The organism is Kitasatospora sp. NPDC028961 (genome assembly GCF_055564815.1).
Map to the genome: position 1 here is coordinate 1 of NZ_JBVHVO010000054.1, position 4,016 is coordinate 4,016.

Here is a 4,016-nt window from a genome sequence, read left to right on the forward strand (position 1 = left end):
TGCAGGGGGGACCCTGTGGGAGAGTAGGACGCCGCCGAACAATCATTCCAAAGAACCCCCCGGTCCGTAAGGATCGGGGGGTTCTTTGCGTTTCCGGGAAGGGCACGCCCAAGCGGTCCGGAGCCGACCGAAGGGCCGGCCCCGGCGTCGCGTGGTTACGAGTGGGGTGCGGCGGTGCCCCAGTTCGGGCGGCTCACCCACTGGTCGGCCGTTTCGGTGATCCGGGTGACGCCGGTGCCGTTGGTCTGCATCCGGTACAGGTCGGCGGTTCCGCCGGCGGGGGCCTGGGAGAAGACGATGGACGTGCCGTCGGGGGAGTAGGCGGCGGCCCCGTAGAAGACCTCGGACGGACCGGGCGTCAGGGCGTCGATGGCGCTGCCGTCGGGCTGCACGGTGTAGATGCCGCCACCGGGGGTGTAGTCGGGGCCGGCCGGATAGGTGGTGAACAGGATCCGGGTGCCGTCGGGGGACCAGCTGGCGCGCTCACCGGCGCGCAGTTCCCACGGGGTGAGTCGGCGCAGGCCCGTGCCGTCGGCGTTGACGACGTAGAGGGCCCGGCCGCTGGCGGGCTGCCCGGTCGAGCTGGTCCGGTACTCGAAGACCAGTTGCTTGCCGTCGGGCGACCAGCTCGGATTGCGGACCTCGCCGGAGTACGGCGTGTCGTTGGTGAGGAAGGTCAGCCGCTGGGCGTTGGTGCCGTCGGGGCTCATCAGGTACAGGTCGGAGTACTGGATCTGCTGGGTGGACGAGTCGATCGAGCCCCAGGTGCGGCTGAAGGCGAGCTGCTTCCCGTCGGGGGAGAAGGCGGGGCCGCTCTCCTGCTCGTTGACGCAGTCGGCGGCGCCGGTCTCGCAGAGCTGGCCGATCTGGTGGGCGCCCTCGCCGTCGGCGGACACCGTCCAGAGCCGGGCCGCGCCGGTTTCGGTCTCGGTCCGGTCGAAGGCGAGGGTGCTGCCGTCGGGGGACCAGTCGGGGTGGTCGTCGCGGTCCTGGCCGGAGGGCCGGGTGAGCTGCTGCAGGGTGCCGCCGTCGGCCGTCACGGTGAAGACGGCGCTGGTGAGGCGGCCGGGGTCGAGGAAGACCCGGCCGGCGATCAGGCCGTTGTGGGCCGTGACGGGCAGGGCCGGTGCCGCGGCTCCGATCACGCCCGGGGTCGCGTTGGCGATGGCGGGGTCGGGAGTCGGGGTGGTGGACGGGGACTCCGCCCGGATCTCGCTGAGCGGGATCTCGCCGGGCTGGACACCGCACCCGGCGAGCAGGGCGGTGCCCGCCAGCAGAAGGCCCGCACCTGCGCGGGCGCGGGTGCGGGCCGTGGTGGTGAGTGGCAGCAGCCGTGTGCCGGTCATCTGCGTGTCATCTCCGTCTCTGGTGCAGGACGAGGCCCCCGGGGGAGCTGTCACTGTGTCAGATCGGGAGGGCGGGCAGGCCGCCGACACGCGACGGTCCGTGGCCACTCGGTCGCACGGAGTATGAAGAATGGATTGTTGGGTTGACGGCGCGGCGCGGCGCGCCCGGCCGGCCGCCGCCAGCCCGGGGACGTCAGTCGCGGTTGGCCCGGCGCTCGGCCTCTGCCTCGTCCTCGGCCTCGGCGACCTCAAGGGTCGGCGCGGTGCCGCCGAGGTGGGCGGGCTGCCACCAGGTGTCCTCGGGCCCGCTCGGCTTGCCCGGGTACTCGCGCTGGGCCCGGTCGAGCATCTCGCTCATCGCGGCGCGCAGCCGGCGGGTGACCATCACGGGCTTGTCGCCGGGCGCCAGCTCGATCGGCTCGCCGATCATGATGGTCACGGGGACGTGGCGCTTGGTGAGGGTCTTCGGCCGGCCCTTGGTCCAGAGCTGCTGGGTGCCCCACAGGATGACCGGCAGCAGCGGGGCGCCGGAATCGGCGGCCATCCGGGCGGCGCCGGTCTTGAACTTCTTCAGCATGAACGAGCGGCTGATGGTCGCCTCCGGGAACACCCCGACCATCTCGCCGGCGCGCAGGGCGCGCACGGCGGCCTCGTACGCGGGCTGGCCGTCGGTGCGGTCGACCGGGATGTGCTTCATGCCCCGCATCAGCGGGCCGGAGACGGCGTGCTTGAAGACGTCGTCCTTGGCCATGAAGCGGGTCTTGCGCTTGCCGCCGCGGAAGGCTCCGAGGCCGGCGAAGAGGAAGTCCAGGTAGCTGATGTGATTGCTCACCAGTACCGCTCCGCCCTGGGCGGGGATGTTTTCGGCGCCGACGATCCTGATGCGCACGTCGAGCGCGCGGAAGACGGTCAGTGCGGCGCCGATCACCGGCGGGTACACGAGCTCTGCCACGGTCAGTCCTGACTTCCCACGGGCCCTGGTGGCCCGGTCCGGCGGTACCCGTGTCGTACGTGGGGCCGACCGGAGGCGCGGCACGCCGCGGCGGCCACGGGTGATACACGGAAATGATCCCCCGAACGAGTGCCCGCTGTCACCTGAGGCGGGCGGTCGGGCGGGTGACGGGTGTGTGACGTCCGTGATGGGCCGGCCGGGAACCTTTCCCGTCCGGTCAGGACGCGGCGTCCAGCCGGCCCTGGGAGCGGCGGACGAGCAGGTACATCTCGCAGCCGAGGCAGTAGCCGAACACGGCGTTGAGGAAGGCGGCGGCGAGGGCGAACGCGGTGGCCAGCAGGCCGAGCCAGGTCACCCCGGTGAGGAAGCCGAGCGCGCCGACGGCGGCGAAGACCAGGCCGACGCCCTGGGCGAAGCGCGGCGGCCGCTCGTCCTCGGTCGCGGTGGGCGGTGCGAGCCGGGGCAGGAGCAGGGTCCGGTAGAGCCAGTTGTACGGCGACCGGTGCAGGCCGCCGATGGCGCCGAGGCCGAAGACGATGCCCTGGAGGGTGAGCAGCAGGCCGCTGCCGCTGAGGAGGACGGCGCCGAGGACGGCCGCGCTGAGCGCGGCGGCGAACCTCGGGCCGCGGGGGTCTATCTGCAACGGGGGCTCCGGATCTGGATCGCAGAAGGGGGGACGGCAGGGCGCGTCAGTGACAGCGCGAGGCCGTGGCCCGGCACAGGTCGACCACCCGGCGGGTGGTCAGCAGCGGTCGTACCGGGCGGTCGGAGTCCACCCGGCGATCGTACGCGGGCCCTGCCCCGGCGGTCGACCACTCTGTCGGACTCCTGGGAGGCCGGGGCAGACTGGGGGGATGACCGGGTTGGTGGTGTGCGTCGTCGTGCTCGCGGTGGCGAGCGCGTTCGGGCTGCTGCGGGCCCAGCGCGACGGGAGGCTGCGGGTGCGGGCGAAGGACGGGGCGGTACGGCTGTCGGCGGCGGACCTGGGGGAGGCGCTGGGCGAGCGGGCCACGCTGGTGCAGTTCTCCACCGCCTTCTGCCAGCCCTGCCGGGCCACCCGGCGGGTGCTCGGGGAGGTGGCGGGTCTGGTCGAGGGGGTGGCGCACATCGAGCTGGACGCCGAGGAGCGGCTGGCGCTGGTCCGCCGGCTGGAGATCCTGCGGACGCCCACGGTCCTGGTGCTGGACGCGGGTGGCCGGGTGGTGCGCCGGGCGGCCGGGCTGCCGCGCAAGGCGGACGTGATCGCGGCGCTGGGCGAGGCGGTCTGATCCGCTCCGGGGGGTGTGGCGGCCCGGGTGGTGAATCCCACTCCCGATGCGCCGCCCCGTCGGGTGGTGTCGGCGGGACGCTGGGGCAGGATGAGGGCTGACGGCAGTGCGAGCCGTTCCGCGGGCCGTCCGGGCCGGGGGCCCTCAGGCCCTCGCGAGGGGGGCCGAGGGGCGGTCGGCCGGGGCTCGGCGGCGTAAGCTACTGGCCAGTAGTGTCATTCGACTACTGGCGAGTATGCTGCCAGGAAGTTCCGGACCGGCACGGGAACACGCTGCCCGGAGCGGGTGCGTGCCGAGTTCGCGCCCGCTTGCACAGCCGCAGCCGCCGGACGAGACCAGTACAGGAGACAGGCCGTGAGCTTGAGGATCGTTGTCTGTGTGAAGTACGTGCCGGACGCGACGGGTGACCGTCGTTTCGCGGACGACCACACCACCGACCGGGAGGGTGTG

4 protein-coding genes and 1 pseudogene are annotated in these 4,016 nt (G+C 73.1%); 2 read left to right on the top strand and 3 right to left on the bottom strand.

What is annotated here, in order from left to right:
- Nucleotides 1-155: 155 nt before the first annotated feature.
- The 3 genes from ACZ4UX_RS36910 to ACZ4UX_RS36920 form a co-directional block, all read right to left on the bottom strand.
- The gene (locus ACZ4UX_RS36910; RefSeq protein ID WP_465709857.1) at nt 156-1,346 is read right to left on the bottom strand and encodes a TolB family protein; all 1,191 of its coding nucleotides are present in this window, start codon (nt 1,344-1,346) and stop codon (nt 156-158) included.
- A 193-nt stretch (nt 1,347-1,539) separates the two neighbouring features.
- Nucleotides 1,540-2,298: a lysophospholipid acyltransferase family protein gene (locus tag ACZ4UX_RS36915; protein WP_329490782.1), complete on the bottom strand. Its 759-nt coding sequence runs from the start codon at nt 2,296-2,298 to the stop codon at nt 1,540-1,542.
- 217 nt (nt 2,299-2,515) lie between these two features.
- Complete coding sequence (locus tag ACZ4UX_RS36920) at nt 2,516-2,941, bottom strand: DUF4395 domain-containing protein (protein ID WP_329490783.1); 426 nt, start codon at nt 2,939-2,941, stop codon at nt 2,516-2,518.
- A 211-nt stretch (nt 2,942-3,152) separates the two neighbouring features.
- Here ACZ4UX_RS36920 and ACZ4UX_RS36925 point away from each other — a divergent pair, with 211 nt between their 5' ends.
- Both ACZ4UX_RS36925 and ACZ4UX_RS36930 read left to right on the top strand, forming a co-directional pair.
- Nucleotides 3,153-3,566: a thioredoxin family protein gene (locus tag ACZ4UX_RS36925; protein ID WP_329490784.1), complete on the top strand. Its 414-nt coding sequence runs from the start codon at nt 3,153-3,155 to the stop codon at nt 3,564-3,566.
- Nucleotides 3,567-3,920: 354 nt separating this feature from the next.
- A pseudogene (locus ACZ4UX_RS36930) lies at nt 3,921-4,016 on the top strand (electron transfer flavoprotein subunit beta); the annotation flags it as partial.